The following is a 15,323-nucleotide window of genomic DNA, read 5'->3' as shown; positions in this document are numbered from 1 at the left end:
TTTACGGCTACTTATTTTTTAGTTCGTTGGTAGGCTTTAACTAGTTCGACAATAATAACTAAGAGGGCTCCCGCCAAAAGGACAACTCCCCACTGACTAAGGTTAAGGGGGCTAACGTGGAAGAGGGCGTTGAATTGGGGAATAAAGATGGTGGCAGCTAGGAGCAAGGCCGAAGTTAAAATCGCCCAGTTAAAGAACTTGTTAGCAAAAATTTGCTTGGAAAAGACGCTAGCGGTAAGGGACTTACAGTTAAAAGCGTGAACGAGCTGTAAGAAACCTAGGGTGATGTAGGCCATGGTTAAGGCGTCTTGGTGAATTAAGGTTGGGTCTTGGTGGACCGGCCAGCAAATGGCATATAAATACACCCCTAGCGTCAGTAATCCTTCCAGTAACCCTTGGTAAATGATGTTGAAACCAACGCCATTTGATAAGAAGTTAGACTTTAAGCCCCGGGGAGCTTGGTCCATTAAGCCCTTATCGCCTGGCTCTACTCCCAAAGCAATAGCTGGGAAGGTGTCGGTTACCAGGTTAATCCAAAGAATTTGTACCGGCGCGAAGATTGACCAGTTAAAGATGGTCATCAAAAAGAGGGTCAAGACTTCGCCCAGGTTAGCCGATAGGAGGTACTGAATGGCCTTTTGGATGTTAGCAAAGACCTTGCGTCCTTCCTTGACCGCCAAAATGATAGTCGCAAAGTTATCGTCGGCTAGGACAATGTCGGCGGCATTTTTAGAAACTTCGGTCCCGGTAATACCCATACCGACCCCAATATCGGCTGTTTTTAAGGCGGGGGCGTCGTTAACCCCGTCACCGGTCATGGCGACAATTTTGCCGTGAGATTGCCAAGCCTTAACAATTCGCACCTTGTGCTCGGGTGCTACCCGGGCGTAAACCGAGTATTCACCGACGTGTTGGACTAATTCCTGGTCGCTCAGTTGGTCTAGCTGAGCACCACTGATAACTCCCTTAGTATCAGTGGGAGCAATTATTCCCAAACGAATTGCGATGGCGCGGGCGGTGTCCATGTGGTCGCCAGTAATCATTAATGGTCTAATGCCGGCTTGCTTTGCCTCAGCCACAGCCGCTTTGACCTCGGGACGTTCGGGGTCAATCATCCCAATCAAGCCGACAAAGATTAGGTCCTGTTCCGCTTCAAGGTTAAGTTGGTCAGCTGGGGCCAGCTTTTTATAAGCAAAACCTAAAACCCGTAAGGCTTGGTCGGCTAATTGCTTATTAACCCTTGCTAGCTCTTGTCGCTTAGCCTTGGTGAGGGGCGTTACTTGCCCGGCTTCTTCGATAAAGTTGGCCCGCCGCAATAGCTCGTCTGGTGCGCCCTTAGTTAAGAGTAACTCACCCGTTTGGACGGACATTAGTTTCCGGTCGGAATCAAAAGGCAGGCTGGCTGTGCGGGGATAGGCGGCGCAAACCTTATCCCAATCAAACCCAGTCTGACCTAAGAAATGCTGGATTAAGGCTGTTTCGGTTGGATCTCCCACCAAGCCGGTTGGGGTTTGCTGGCTGTCGTTGGCTAACAACATGGCCAGGGCCAACTTGGAATCAGCCTGAAATTTAAGCTGGGCGGCGGGCTTGAGTTGGCCGTCAGTGTAAAATTGTTCGACCGTCATCTTATTTTGGGTTAAAGTCCCGGTCTTATCGGAGGCAATAATTTGGGTAGCCCCCAGGGTTTCTACTGCGGGCAGCTTGCGAATGAGGGCGTGCTTTTTAGCCATTTTTTGGGTCCCTAAGGCTAGGGTAATAGTAACAATCGCCGGGAGGCCTTCAGGGATGGCTGCCACTGCAAGTGAAATGGCCGTTAGTAGCATATCTAAGGGACTTTCGCGCCCGGTTAGGGTTCCAAAGGCAAAGATAAAGGCCGCAATCACCAAAATTAGGACCGATAGGACCTTGCTGAGGTGGCTAATATTTTTTTGGAGGGGAGTGACCGTCTGGTCAACTTCCGTTAGCATCTTGGCAATCTGGCCGACCTGGGTAGCCATTCCAGTTTCAACTACGACCGCCTGGGCGGTACCGTAGGTTACGTTAGTGTTCATAAAGCCCAGGTTGGTTTGTTCTGCTAAGGGGATGTTTTTAGCAGGCAGAGGGCTAGCTTGTTTTTCAACCGGCACCGATTCACCAGTTAGGGCCGCTTCTTCGACCTTAAGGGCGTTTGCCTCCAAAAAGTAGACGTCGGCCGGAATGATGTCCCCGGCTTCAAGCAAGACAACATCGCCTGGGACCAGGTCTTCTGAGTCAATGACCTGCACGGTTTGGTCTCTGAGCACCCGTGACTTGGGGGTGGTCATCTTTTGGAGGGCGGCAATCGCATTTTCCGCCTTAGCTTCCTGGAAGACCCCGAAAACGGCGTTAAGGATGATGACCAAGAAAATGATAATTGCGTCAGAGCCTTCCCCGGCTAGGAGGGCCACGAAGGCTGCAATCATTAGGATAATAATCATTAAGTCCTTAAACTGCAGGATAAATTTGGTTAAAAGACTAGTTTGCTTATGGTCGCTTAATTTATTAGGACCAGTCGCTTGCAAACGAGTGGCCGCTTCGGTTTGGCTAAGACCTGTTTTTTTGGTGTGTAACTGGGCCAAAACCTGAGTTGCATCTAGCTGATAATACTTTAGTGCCATGTAAATTCCCCCTTCATGTTATTTACCTATATTCTAACATGTTTATGTAAAGGATTTCAAAAAAATGAAGGGAGCTAAAAAAGCTGGGGTAGTTAGCTTTTTTAGCTTAACTATCCCAGCTTAATTAGACGAGTAATTAGTGTTCTAACCCTTTAGGGGTAAAGACTAGGTGTTCATTGACGAAGGCATTAAAGCCAAGTGGGCTCAATTCCCGGCCGTAGCCAGAGTTCTTAATCCCACCGAATGGAAGCTCTGGCAGAGAGGTCCAGCCAGAGTTAATGAAGGACATCCCAGTTTCAATCTGGGCTGCTACCCGGGCTGCGTGCTCAGGGTCGCTACTAAAGACAGTCCCACCGAGTCCGTATGAGGAGTCATTGGCTAGTTCGATCGCTTCTTCTTCGCTATCAACCTTGTAGATGGAAGCGACTGGACCGAAGATTTCTTGGTTGTAGATTGGGTTGTCCTTGGTAATGTTGGTCAAGATGGTTGGCATGACGAAGTAGCCTGGGTGGTCGATTAGTTCGTTACCATAAACAACCTTAGCTCCATTTTTAACGGCTAAATCGATTTGAGCTAAGACGTCTTTCTTAGCCCGCTTGGATGAAAGGGGAGCCAGGGTAGTAGCTGGATCCATTGGGTCCCCCCACTTAGCTTTGGCAAAGGCGTCTTTAACGAGGGCTACAAATTCGTCATACTTATCTGCCATGACGATGAAGCGTTTGGAAGATGTGCAGACCTGGCCGGTATTGTAGAGGCGGGCAAAGAAAATGGTCTTAGCTAGTTGATCCCAGTTAGCGTCGTCCAAGATGATGAAGGCATCGTTACCACCCAGTTCTAAGGAGGACTTCTTTAGGTTCTTTCCGGCTTCTTCAGCCACACTTGCACCACCGCGTTCAGAACCAGTCAAGCAAACCCCGCTAACGCGTTTATCAGCAATAATTTTCGAGACTTTGTCATAAGAGATAAAGAGGTTGGTGAAAGCTCCTTCTTCTCCACCGGCTTCTTTAACTAACTCGTCGAAGGCTTGGGCAGACGCAGGACAAATGGAAGCGTGCTTTAAAATCATTGGGTTACCGACCATAAAGTTAGGGGCAAAGACCCGCATAATTTGGTAGAAGGGGAAGTTCCATGGTTCAACCGCCATGATAACACCGGTAGCTTGCTTGAGATAGTAAGCCGTCCCCGCTTGTGTTTCAAGCGGAGTTGGTTTCATGAACTCTTCTGCCTTATCTGCATAGTAGTCGGCAATGTCGGCACAGAGTTCTACTTCACCCTGGGCTTCAGTAAAGAGTTTCCCCATATCCTTAGTCATGATTTCAGCGTATTTATCTTTATCGGCTCGGAGGAGGTCAGCTACCTTGTGGAGGGTAGCTTGGCGTTTGGCGAGCCCTTCCTTACGCCACTTCTTATATAAAGCGTGGGCCTTGGCTAGCGTAGCTTCGACTTGAGCGTCAGTAGCGTTAGGAAATTCGTGTAAAACTTCATCAGTGTATGGATAAGTTGTTTTATAAGCCATAATAAATTCCTCCTAAACTTACTTTTACATAGTTATTATAATTCTCTTAGAAAACGATTACAAGAAATGGACTCGTGTTTTTAAAAAATTGGACCTCACCACTTGGTGATAACTTACACAAAAATTAAATAGAAAAGGCTTGCTAATTTGGTTAAAAGTTAATAGGCTTAAATTAAGAACTTGAATTTAGAAGGGAAGTTGGTAGCCATGGAACTAGCTGCTATCTATCATCGCCCTAATAGTGAGTGGGCCTACATGTCAACTCCAGACGAATTTGTAATTAACTTACGGGCTAAACATAATGATTTAAGTAAAGTAGAAATTTTATACGGAGACCCCTACGATAAAACCTTGACCGAAGCCAATACTAGCAAATGGAATTATCAAGTTAAGGAACTGGTGAAAAATTTGCGGGGGGTAAGTGCCGATTACTGGCAAGTAAAACTAAGTATTCCCGCCAGCCGGCGCCTGGCCTATGCCTTTAGAATTTATAGCCAAGAAAGCGAACAGTTTTTGTATGACGACCGCAAGCTGGCTCCCTTTAGCGAAACCAGTCTTCATGACCTAGTCGCTTTTCGGACCCCTTACCTGGATCCGGCTGAAATCACTGGCCTGCCAGCCTGGGTGGCGAAAACAATTTGGTATCAGTTAATGCCGGACCGGTTTGCTAACGGCCAGCCCACTAACGATAAGGAAGGCACCGTGGCCTGGGACAGTGAAGAAGCTAGCGCCACCAACTTTTTTGGAGGTGACTTGGCTGGGATTATTGATAAGCTTGATTATTTGCAGGAGTTGGGGGTCAACGGACTTGATTTGACGCCGATTTTTACCGCCTATTCCAACCATAAATACGACACGGCCGACTTTTGGAGCGTTGACCCTGCCTTTGGCAATAAGGAAGACCTCAAGCGCTTAGTCGATGAGGCCCACAGACGCCAGATGAAAGTCATGCTTGAGGGAACTTTTGATCACCTCAGTGATTTTTCACTACAATGGCAAGACGTTCACAAACTCGGGGCTAAATCTCGCTTTGCCAAGTGGTTTAAGGTCAAAGCCTTTCCGGTTCGTTATACCCTCAGCGCAGATCCTAATTACGCTCCGGATGCGAGTTACGCCATGTTCGCTAATAATCCCCACCTACCTAAGTTAAACCTACATGAAAAGGCCGTGCAAGATTATTTGTTAGAGGTGCTAACTTACTGGGTTCAACAGTTTGATATTGATGCCTGGCGGATTGGGACCGCGGATGAATTTCCACCTAGTTTTAGCCGGCGGCTGGTTGCCCACCTTAACAAGATTAAGCCGGACTTCTACCTCGTGGGGGAAAATAACGATACGGGGATAAATACCGAGGGGCGGCCCCTCTTTAATGGGGGAGTTAACTACCCCTTAGTTGAGATTATGAAGGACTATTTCTTAGACGAAAAAGCAGCGGTGGGTTGGTTGATTGAAGCCACCAACACCCAGTTGATGCGCCATGCCAACCCGACCTTACAGGGGATGCTTTTAAGTCTAGATGGGCCTAATAGTCCCCGCCTACTAGACCTCTGTCACCAAGACAAGCAACTAATGCGGGCCTTGCTAGCCTACAGTTTCCTGCAGATTGGCAGTCCCGTCCTCTTTTATGGGACGGAGCTTGGCCTAACCGGCGCCAGTGTTCCCGCCAACCGGGCCTGCATGAAGTGGAAAGCAGACGAGCAAGATGAAACCATGCTGCGTTTTATCAAGGTCCTGGCCGATTTTCGCAAGGCCTACAACCCCCTAATCACGAAGGGAAGCTATGAATGGGGGCAATATAGTAGCAAGTATGATTACCTCAGTTTTACCCGTCGCTTGGGTAAACAGCGGATTTTTGCTCTCTTTAACCTCGGCTATTCCAGCATCAAGTTTGTGCTCCCGGCCAATGCTAAGCTCATTATGAGCCAAAACATGATCGAAACCGATTCACGCTTAGGCCAGTACGGCTTTGTGATTATTGAAGCGTAATTAAAGGAGGGGTAATTTAATGAGAAAAGTAGTTTTATTTTGGGTAAGTTGCTTAGTCTTTTTGGGGATGGTTGGCAGTGTTTGGGCCAGCAATAATTCCAAGGTGAAAGTCTATAATCCCCAGGGCAAGCTTATTAAGGTCTATAGCTCAAAAAAGCAGCCACGGCAAGTTGAATTAGTGAGTGATATTTTAGGGGATGCTGGTGGCAAAGCAGAAGGAAAGGATAACTTTTTATTCAAGCGCCCGCGTCACGCCAAGTTAAAGGCAACCTATGTCTTGTTCCAAAATGGAAAGCGTTCAAAAGCTAAGATTTACAGCAATCGTGAAGCGCTTATCAAAGTCAAGTTACTAAAGGTGAAAGTTAAGTTGACAAAAAAGCAGTATCGCCAGTTATTAGACCTAAGTAAATAATTTTGCTAATCATCCTCTTGAACAGCAAATCGAAATCCTCTCAAAAAAATGAGAGGATTTTTTTGAATCGTTACAAGCTTAAACGCTTAAGACGAAAAAGTGACCACTTAGGACAAATCACTCCGTAAGTTGCTAGTTAGTGTTACAATTAAAGGGTGTTTAATGCAAGTGAAAGGGGAGATTTGATGGCGACGGATAAGAAGCTCTTATGGTTAAGTCATGTCAACTTAGTGATAATGGCTGTATTAACCGCAATTGTTGGGAACATAGCCTTAGCCCACAGTAAGATGAAGATGCCAGCTCAAGCACTAAAAACGGCGCAAGTCGCAGGGACGGTAACTGCTGTGATTGCAACGATTATTGGGTGTTTGTTGGTGGCTCTAATTCTTAAAGGAGTAGTGCGGTTGACAGGGGAGTCGATGTCCTTTAAGGATGCTTACGTTACCTATTTAATTAGCCGCTACCCAGTAATTTTTTATTCCTTAGTTGAAGTTGGCTACGCTTTAGTCAAGAAACAATTAATTAGCACTGATTTTAGTAACTATGCCAATATTTTAATGGTAATTTTCAGTCAGGCCATCCTGTACGTTTACCTAGATGGTCGGTTGAGCAAGAAGCAAAATTTGATTGTAAACATTGTCTTTGCAATCTTGCTGTCAGCTGGATCGATTTACCAATTAGTTAAATAAGCATAAAAAAGCACAGCCTCAATTTTTTGAAGCTGTGCTTTTAGTTTGAAATCAATGCTTAGTTCACGTGAACTGCAAATGATGGTTGGTAGTAAGTAAAGCTCTTAACACTTACTGATTCACCTGGTTCTGGAGCAGCGATGTAAGAAGAACCACCAAGGTAGATACCTACGTGGTAAGCTGAACCGTATGCACCCCAGAAGAGTAAGTCGCCTGGTTGAGCACTTGATACTGCAAGCTTAGTACCAGCGTATTGTTGTTGGTAAGTAGTCCGACCAATGTTCTTGCCGAAGTGGTTGAAGACATATTGGGTAAAGCCGGAGCAGTCAAAGCCAGCTGGAGTTGTTCCACCTAAGACATAAGGTACCCCAGTGAATGTTTGTGCGTATGAAAGTAACGCACTAACTGAGTATGATGATGGTGTAGCAACTTGAGCTTGGCTAGCTTGAGTTTGTTGGCTAGTTTGGGTTGTTTGACTAGCTTGGCTAGTTTGAGTTTGAGCTGCTGGTTGGCTAGTAGTTTGACTAGTTGTTTGGGCAACTTGGTTAGTTGTCGTTGCAGCTTGAGTTGTTTGGGTTGCTTGAGTAGCTTGGCTAGTGGTTGTAGTTTGAGCTGGAGTTTGTTCAGCTTGACTAGCAGCTACGCTAGCTTGAGGGTTCTTAGTTGGGTCGTTAACTGTTAAGCTTTGACCAACTTGTAAAGTAGCCCCTAAAGTATTAGCTTGACGTAAGGAGTCAACAGTTACACCGTACTTTTGAGCGATAGTGTAAAGTGAGTCCCCGGCTTGAACCGTATAAGTTACGTGGTTAGCGGCTACGTATGGAGTAGCTGCTTGACTAGTACTTGCAGCTTGGCTAGCTTCAGAGCTTGCGGTTGAAGTAGCTTGACTGGTTTGGCTAGCTTCAGAACTAGCAGTTGCAGCAGCTTGACTAGTTTGGTTAGCTTCAGAACTTGCGGTTGCAGCAGCTTGACTAGTTTGGTTAGCTTCAGAACTTACAGTTGAAGTAGCTTGGGCATTGGTTGTAGTTGTTGTCGTTACTTGACCGTCAACCTTAATAACGTCGCCAACATGAATTAAGTAAGCGTCGCTAGCAAGGCCGTTTAGTTGGCGTAACTTTTCAACGGTTGTCCCGTACTTTTGAGCTAAAGCCCATAAAGTATCGCCGGCTTTAACAGTTACTTGGCTGGTCTTAGTAGCAGTCTTAGCTGCAGTCTTACCAGTAGTAGGAATTGTTAAAGTTTGCCCTTCGCGAATTAAGTGGGTGTCAGTGTTAATTTTGTTTAATTGTTCGATTGATTGAATTGAAACGCCGTATTTTTGTGATAAATCCCAAACGGTATCGTTCTTAACAACGTAGTGGGTTGTATCAGCGTTAACGCTAGCTGAGGAAGCTAGGAATAAACCGGCTGCTCCAACAGTACCGAATAAAATTTTCTTAGTAGTATTATTCAAATCTTTCACTCCCGGATATTAATTTTACGACTGTGATTCTATTTTAATCTTTTAATATTGCATTAGGGTACAAAAAAGGTTACAAAACTTAATTTTTTTGTAACAAAAGTCCGATAAAAGCTAATTATAAAGGGATTGCTAACTTTTGTAAGAATTTGTTAAGTAATTCTTAAGCAAAGAAAGCCCGTGGTTGAGCCGTTTTTTCTGAAAGGTAAGTTGACTTGTAATTCTTATCCTAACACAAATGTTACAAAAAAGTTACGAAAGATTTAAGGTCTACTAGCTAGGAATTAGCCGGCTTAGGTGGGGCAATGTTCTGAGACCTTAAAATTTAGTTTGACGTTTATGTTACAAAAAGATTAAGAGGCGTCAGTTAAAGATTACAAGCAGCTAACCTTGTTTAGCGGTGCATAAACTAATTAAAGATAAGACTTATTATTAGCTGTTTTTAATTTTATTAGTTGCCCTCTATGCCTAAATAAGCTATATTTAAAGTGGAGCTTAGAACTTAAAATGAGAAAAATAAGCTTGGAAAATTAATTTTTAAAGAAAGAAGTGGATAATGTGACAGAAGTTTATAATTTTTCGGCTGGGCCGGCGGTGTTGCCAGTTTCAGTCATCAAGAAAATGCAAGCCGAACAGCCTTCTTTTAAAGACAGTGGCATGAGTGTATTGGAGATTAGTCACCGCTCCTCTCTTTACGAAGAAATGTTTCACCAAGCAAAGTCAGACTTACGGAAGTTAATGAAAATTCCGGATACTTACGAAATTTTATTCCAACAAGGAGGAGCGACCTTACAATTTACGGCTACGGCTTTGAACTTAGCAACTAAACAGAAACGAATCGGGCTGATTGATAGCGGCCACTGGTCACAGCGAGCCGGGCAAGAGGCACAGCTTGTGGGCGTAGAAGTTGACCCGGTTGCTAGTGGGCAGGCCAGTGGCTACACCGAACTTCCTTACCAGTTGAATTTAACCGGGGCTTATGATTACCTTCACATTACAACCAATAACACGATTGAAGGCACTATGTACCGCCGGTTACCAGCGACTGAAGGAAACCTGTTGGTAGGTGATATGTCCTCAAATATTTTGGGCCAAAGCTATGACGTTAACGACTTTGGTTTAATCTATGCGGGGGCGCAAAAAAACATTGGCCCCGCGGGCTTAACTATTGTCATTGTTAAAAAGGATTTGCTAGGCCAAGCTCAGGCTTTACCAGCTATGCTTGACTATAGCAAGCAAGCTAAGAAAGACTCCGCTCTAAATACGCCCCCCGTCTTTGCAATTTATGCAGCTGGATTAGTCTTTAAGTGGCTACTAGATTTAGGGGGCGTGGCTGCGATGCAAAAGCGCAACGAAAAAAAGGCTGCCTTACTTTATGACTATTTGGATAATTCGACCCTCTTTAAACCAGCCGTAACGAAGGTAAGTGACCGGTCCACCACTAACGTACCCTTTATGACTGGGGATGAGGCTTTGGATGCACGCTTTATTGAAGAAGCTACTGCCCAAGGCTTGCTTAACTTGAAGGGTCACCGCTTGGTTGGAGGAATGCGAGCTAGTCTGTACAACGCCTTTCCTTATGAAGGGGTCGAAGCTTTAGTTGCTTTTATGGAAAAATTTGCCAAGACAGTAGGGGAGAAATAAATTATGATGGATATTAAAACTTACAATGTGATTGCCAAGGAAGGGTTGGCCGAATTTCCAACCGATTTATATACTGTTAACCAAAGCCAAAAGCCTCAGGCCCTCTTAATCCGGAGTCAAGATATGCATAAGACCCCATTTGGCACTAACGTTTTAGCGATTGCGCGGGCGGGGGCAGGGGTTAATAATATTCCCTTGGTTCAAGCTACTTCGGCAGGGACAGTCGTCTTTAACACTCCAGGCTCTAACGCTAACGCGGTTAAAGAACTGGTCTTGACCATGTTGTTATTGGCATCACGGCCGGTACTTGATGCAATCCCCTGGGCGCATAAGTTGGGGGGCGCGGATGTTTCCTTACAAACCGAGGCCGGCAAGAATCACTTTGCTGGCAGTGAGCTACTGGGTAAGTCTATTGGGGTAATCGGGCTTGGAGCCGTTGGGTCCCGGGTGGCTAAGGCGGCCAGCGACCTTGGCATGAAGGTCATCGGTTATGATCCCTATATTTCGGTAGAGCACGCTTGGCAACTATCAAACGACATTCCTCGGGCGGAAAGCCTAGAGGATTTATTAGCCGTCAGCGACTTTGTGACCGTCCACGTTCCTTATACCGAGAAGAACCGCCATTTGCTTGGCAAAGAACAGGTGGAGGCCATGAAGCAAGACGCGGTGTTATTAAACTATTCCCGGAGTGGAATTGTAGACGACGCGGCTGTTTTAGCAGCTTTAGCCGCCGGCAAGTTGCGACTATTCATCAGTGACTTTGGCACCCCTGCTTTGGTTAGCCACAAAAAAGTAATTGTGACCCCCCATTTAGGTGGCACAACTGCTGAGGCCGAGGTTAACGGGGCTAAGATGGCAGCTAGGACTTTGCGTAAGTATTTAGAAACGGGCAACATCGTCAATTCAGTTAACTTTCCGACGGTAGAAATGGCCTTTGAAGCGCCATTGCGCCTAACTTTAATCCACCAAAATGTGCCTAACATGGTGGGGCGGATTACTACCATTTTGGCCAACTATAATTTAAACATTGATAACATGATTAACCGGTCACGGGAAAAAATTGCCTACACGGTAATTGATATGGCAACTGTCAGCGCGGAGCAACAAGCCGAACTGACTAAAGAATTGCTCCACATTCCCGAGGTAATCCGGGTCCGCTTTTTGAAAAATCCGCGGGCATGAGCTAAACTGTAATTACCTTGGCAGGGGCATTTGCCCAAAAGGGTCGCTTACCGGCGACTCTTTTTTATGACCAAAATGGAATTACTTTTCGGTTAAACTAGCGGTAGACTGGAATTAGTGAGGTGAAGTAGAATGGTTGAAAACTTAACGAAGATATTTGCTGAAATTATGGCTGATCCCCAAAACGAAACTTACACTCAAGCGGGGATAGAGCCGCTTTACTATGCTAATCCGCAAGCAAAATTACTGATTATCGGGCAGGCTCCGGGTAAGAAAGCCCAAGACAGTCGGATTGTTTGGAACGATCCTAGCGGAGACCGGCTCCGTAGCTGGCTGGCTGTTGACCGGCAGACTTTTTACGAATCCGGGCAAGTAGCCGTGTTACCGATGGATTTTTACTTTCCTGGCAGTGGCAAGAGCGGGGACTTACCCCCTCGTAAGGGCTTTGCACAAAAATGGCACCCCCGCTTACTGGCGGCGATGCCTAACATACAGTTAACGATTTTAGTGGGGGCTTACGCGACTAAGCATTACCTCAATTTGAAGGCGAGCACGAAGTTGACTACGGTCGTTAAGAACTACCAGGAATACTTACCGACTTACTTTCCCTTGGTGCACCCTTCACCCCGTAATCAAATTTGGCTCAAGAAAAATCCTTGGTTTGAAGCTGAGGTGATCCCCGACTTACAAGCTAGGGTGAGGAAAATTTTATCCTAAAATTAAGAGCAGGATCTAACTGGCAACATGGTTAGATCCTGCTTTGATTTTTGATTAATCTAAGTTAAGTTTGTGCTTGGACAAGGCTTTGAAAAGAACAATCAAAACGATTGTTTCAATCGGCCAAAAAATAATCTCCTTAGGTAAACGAGCCAGTAATAAGGTCTTAAACGGCGTCGTATATAAGATATGAATCCACAAGGTGGTGAAAAAGACGTTGGTGATTACTAGTTGGCAAAATTCATAAAAGGCCAACCGATACCAAGTTAAATCTTGCTTGTGGAGCAGGCTACCAGCAATAACCCCTGATAAAAAGGCGCTAAATGTGAAGCCAATAAAAAAGTTTCCGTTGCTTGCGAGGATGGTATTAGCGATTAAATCGCTTAAAACCATCGCTAAGCCTCCTAGCCAAGGGCCAAGAAAATAACCAATTAGAGCAGTACCTATAAAGCCCAGGCTAATCTTGAAGAGACTATCGGAACCAACGGAAATCTTACCTAAGACGACATGAATAGCGACTAAGATTGCAGTTAGTGTCAAAATCTTAGTTGCTAATTTTGGACTGTGCCATGTGAGTTTTAACATGCTAAAACATCTCCCTAAAATTTTTGGGAAAACAAGCACCAAAAATGGTGAATGCGGCCTAGAAACGTCGGCGTTGCCTTTCTGCCAAGGTCCACATTCCGTTCCCTTGGCCCGTAACGCAACTAAGCCTACCCCTTAGGCCTTAAGTTTACCATATTATCATGAAAATGAAAGAGAAGACTCAAAAAAATTTCAAACTTTTTTCATATCTACCCATTATAGTGTAAGCATACCCAATAACAAAACCTACTTTTTCATAACTTTTTCTCTAAAGATTTAGAGATTCCCCTAAAATATAGACAGAGTAAGCCGGCCTAAATCATTGATTTGGCGGGCTTATTTTGCTGATGCATTTAGAAATGGTTAATTAAATTAAAAAAAGCACTTGAAATTTTAATTTAAGCGCGTTAGGATATAAGCATCAAATTAAATCAATTAAAGCTTTGAGCGGAACAAGTAGACGTGGACTAGGGTTAAGAGAGCTAACGGTTGGTGAAAGTTAGCCGAATATAGACGTTGAAATCAGTCGCAAATCACCAAAGTTGGCAGTGCCCGTTATCGCACCGGTAAATCGCCCTAAAGTATTAGGGCTGCTTACTTGAGGCAGGATATTTTTCCTGTAAATAAAGGTGGTACCACGTTGATGACGTCCTTTAACTTCGGTTAAGGGGCGTCTTTTTTGTTTGTTTAGCTTAATTTAGGCGGATTCGAGGTGGTTACAATGTCAGCTAGTGGCATTATTAACATTCAAGCACAAGTATTAACTACGAACGCTTAATGTTATGAGGCGTTCGGGAAATGAGGGATTTCGAATGCAAACAGAGATGAAAAAGAAGTTGAAAAAGACAAGTGTAGTATTGATGGGGGCGTTAAGTTTAGCAACCTGTTTTCCAACGACCGGGGTCAAGGCTGCTAGCAAGCAGACCCTTCGCTGGAGTGAACCGGCTGAAATGCAAACCTTAGACCCATCTTTGGTTCAAGACCAGGTCAGCTCGGACGTGATTGCTAACAGTAACGAAGGTTTGTACCGGTTAGGGAAAAACTCGAAGGTTGAAAATGCCTTAGCCACTTCAACTAAGGTATCTGACGGTGGGTTGAAGTACACCTTTACCTTGCGGAAGGATGCCAAGTGGTCAAATGGTGACCCGGTAACCGCCCAAGACTTTGTTTATTCTTGGCGGCGCACTGTCAATCCTAAAACAGCTTTGGCTTACGCTTACTTGTTTGAGGGTGTGAAAAATGCTAGCGACATCGCCGCTAATAAGAAGTCATACAAGACTTTGGGTGTTAAAGCGGTAGGCAAGCACAAGTTGGTCGTAACCTTGGATAAAAAGGTGCCTTACTTTAAACTTCTGCTTGGGTTTACGGTCTTTTATCCTCAAAACCAACATGCGGTTGAAAAATACGGTAAGAAGTACGGGACCACGTCAAAATACATGGTTTATAACGGACCGTTTAAGATGACTGGTTGGAGCGGGTCTAACTTAAGTTGGAAGTTAGTCAAGAACCCAACTTACTGGGATAAAAAAGATGTCAAGCTACAAGAGATGACCTTCCAGGTAACCAAGAGTACCAACACTTCTTACAATCTCTATCAAAGTGGTAAGTTAGACCAAACTTACTTGGATGCAACCCAAGCCCGGGAATTGAAGGGCAAACCGGACTTTGTCTCTTACAAACAAGCGCGGACTAACTACCTCGAATTTAACCAAACTAAGAAGGTACTCCAAAATACCAAGGTCCGCCAAGCTTTATCCTATGCCGTTGATAGAAAACAACTGGTCAATAAGGTCTTAGGCAATGGTTCTTTGACCGTAACCGGGATTGTTTCTAAAGGCTTGACCCAATTTGATGGTAAGGACTTCTCAGTTTTACAAGATACTAAGACTGGTGCTAACTATAATTTAGCCAAGGCAAAGAAACTTTGGCAAGAAGGTCTCAAAGAAGAAGGTGTGTCTAAAGTATCTTTGAACTTGTTGGGTGATGATGACGGGGTAAGCAAGAACGTAACGGAATACTTACAAAGTCAACTTGAACAACACTTAAAGGGCTTGACGGTAACGGTTAATAATGTTCCTAAGAAGACCCGGATTGCTAAGGCAGAAAGTGGCGACTTTGACCTCGTCTTATCCGGTTGGGCCGCTGATTACTCAGACCCAGTTAGCTTCTTAGACATGTTTACCACGGATGCTAGCTACAACAACGGAAAGTGGTCAAACAAGGAATATGACCAATTAATCGCTGATGCTAAAGGCAAGGATGCTACTGATAAGTCGGCGCGGATGAATGACTTAGTTAAGGCCAGCCGCCTTTTGAACAATGACCAAGGGGTGGCTCCACTTTACCAATTGGCCCAAGCTTCGCTAGTTAAAACGAATGTTAAGGGCGTGGTTTATAACACGGCCGGGGTCCAATTTAACTGGAAGGGTGCCTACTTGAAATAAGCAAAAAAAGAGTTTATTACGAAGAAATTTTCGCAATAAACTCTTTTTTAGTA

At 44.8% G+C, this 15,323-nt stretch carries 11 protein-coding genes and 1 riboswitch; of the genes, 7 read left to right on the top strand and 4 right to left on the bottom strand.

Annotated elements, in window-relative coordinates; translation table 11 throughout:
• Positions 1 to 11 precede the first annotated feature (11 nt).
• The gene (locus FC14_RS04855; protein WP_056976713.1) at positions 12 to 2,636 is read right to left on the bottom strand and encodes a cation-translocating P-type ATPase; all 2,625 of its coding nucleotides are present in this window, start codon (positions 2,634 to 2,636) and stop codon (positions 12 to 14) included.
• Between the two features lie 136 nt (positions 2,637 to 2,772).
• Complete coding sequence (locus FC14_RS04850) at positions 2,773 to 4,152, bottom strand: NAD-dependent succinate-semialdehyde dehydrogenase (protein ID WP_056976712.1); 1,380 nt, start codon at positions 4,150 to 4,152, stop codon at positions 2,773 to 2,775.
• Positions 4,153 to 4,359: 207 nt separating this feature from the next.
• Between FC14_RS04850 and FC14_RS04845 the strand changes: the two genes are divergently transcribed.
• The 3 genes from FC14_RS04845 (at position 4,360) to FC14_RS04835 (ending at position 7,239) form a co-directional block, all read left to right on the top strand.
• Positions 4,360 to 6,138: a glycoside hydrolase family 13 protein gene (locus FC14_RS04845; protein WP_056976711.1), complete on the top strand. Its 1,779-nt coding sequence runs from the start codon at positions 4,360 to 4,362 to the stop codon at positions 6,136 to 6,138.
• 19 nt (positions 6,139 to 6,157) lie between these two features.
• Positions 6,158 to 6,550, top strand: a complete 393-nt coding sequence (locus tag FC14_RS04840) for a hypothetical protein (RefSeq protein ID WP_056976710.1) — start codon at positions 6,158 to 6,160, stop codon at positions 6,548 to 6,550.
• Between the two features lie 185 nt (positions 6,551 to 6,735).
• Positions 6,736 to 7,239: a YIP1 family protein gene (locus FC14_RS04835; protein ID WP_056976709.1), complete on the top strand. Its 504-nt coding sequence runs from the start codon at positions 6,736 to 6,738 to the stop codon at positions 7,237 to 7,239.
• A 58-nt stretch (positions 7,240 to 7,297) separates the two neighbouring features.
• Here FC14_RS04835 and FC14_RS04830 read toward each other — a convergent pair whose 3' ends face one another.
• On the bottom strand, positions 7,298 to 8,701 hold the full coding sequence (locus FC14_RS04830) for a C40 family peptidase (RefSeq protein ID WP_338131944.1): 1,404 nt from the start codon (positions 8,699 to 8,701) through the stop codon (positions 7,298 to 7,300).
• A gap of 555 nt (positions 8,702 to 9,256) precedes the next feature.
• Between FC14_RS04830 and serC the strand changes: the two genes are divergently transcribed.
• The 3 genes from serC to FC14_RS04815 all read left to right on the top strand — a co-directional run bounded on the left by serC (position 9,257) and on the right by FC14_RS04815 (position 12,241).
• A complete protein-coding gene (serC, locus tag FC14_RS04825; protein ID WP_056976707.1) occupies positions 9,257 to 10,342 on the top strand; it encodes a 3-phosphoserine/phosphohydroxythreonine transaminase in 1,086 nt (361 codons plus the stop codon).
• Positions 10,343 to 10,345: 3 nt separating this feature from the next.
• On the top strand, positions 10,346 to 11,524 hold the full coding sequence (locus FC14_RS04820; RefSeq protein WP_056976706.1) for a phosphoglycerate dehydrogenase: 1,179 nt from the start codon (positions 10,346 to 10,348) through the stop codon (positions 11,522 to 11,524).
• Positions 11,525 to 11,656: 132 nt separating this feature from the next.
• Positions 11,657 to 12,241 carry a uracil-DNA glycosylase family protein gene (locus FC14_RS04815; RefSeq protein WP_056976705.1) on the top strand — a complete coding sequence of 195 codons (585 nt, stop codon included), beginning with the start codon at positions 11,657 to 11,659 and terminating at the stop codon, positions 12,239 to 12,241.
• Positions 12,242 to 12,295: 54 nt separating this feature from the next.
• On the opposite strand, the gene FC14_RS04810 is transcribed toward FC14_RS04815, so the two are convergent.
• Positions 12,296 to 12,826: a folate family ECF transporter S component gene (locus tag FC14_RS04810; RefSeq protein WP_050611629.1), complete on the bottom strand. Its 531-nt coding sequence runs from the start codon at positions 12,824 to 12,826 to the stop codon at positions 12,296 to 12,298.
• A 43-nt stretch (positions 12,827 to 12,869) separates the two neighbouring features.
• A riboswitch (THF riboswitch) is annotated at positions 12,870 to 12,964 on the bottom strand.
• 674 nt (positions 12,965 to 13,638) lie between these two features.
• Between FC14_RS04810 and FC14_RS04805 the strand changes: the two genes are divergently transcribed.
• The gene (locus FC14_RS04805) at positions 13,639 to 15,270 is read left to right on the top strand and encodes a peptide ABC transporter substrate-binding protein (RefSeq protein WP_056976704.1); all 1,632 of its coding nucleotides are present in this window, start codon (positions 13,639 to 13,641) and stop codon (positions 15,268 to 15,270) included.
• Positions 15,271 to 15,323 lie beyond the last annotated feature (53 nt).

The organism is Ligilactobacillus agilis DSM 20509, from assembly GCF_001436215.1.
GTDB lineage: Bacteria > Bacillota > Bacilli > Lactobacillales > Lactobacillaceae > Ligilactobacillus > Ligilactobacillus agilis.
The sequence above is the reverse complement of the archived record's forward strand: the minus strand, read 5'-3'. Positions and strand labels throughout refer to the sequence as shown.